This window comes from Gemmiger formicilis (genome assembly GCF_018784445.1).
Lineage (GTDB): Bacteria > Bacillota > Clostridia > Oscillospirales > Ruminococcaceae > Gemmiger.
Map to the genome: position 1 here is coordinate 1 of NZ_WQOH01000046.1, position 231 is coordinate 231.

Genomic DNA, 231 nt, shown 5'->3' on the forward strand with positions numbered 1-231 from the left:
TCCGAAAGGAAACCGCACAGGAAAAGCTGGAACGCTTAAAGCAACTGATGAAGCAGCGAAAGGAGAGCCTATGACAGAAATCAAACAGACAAGCACCACCAAAACAGACCGCCGCCCGGACTGTGTAACGGAAATCCGCATGGGCAACTCCGTCCTTACCGTTTCCGGCTTCTTCAAGCAGGGCGCAACCGACACCGCAGCCGACAAGATGATGAAAGTGCTGGAAGCGGA

Annotated in this window: 1 protein-coding gene; it reads left to right on the forward strand. The window is 53.7% G+C overall.

Annotation, left to right across the window (positions count from 1 at the left end; all coding sequences use genetic code 11):
- Positions 1 to 139: 139 nt before the first annotated feature.
- On the forward strand, positions 140 to 231 hold a 92-nt coding region (locus tag GPK89_RS16790), incomplete at its 3' end, for a transposon-encoded TnpW family protein (RefSeq protein WP_430750606.1).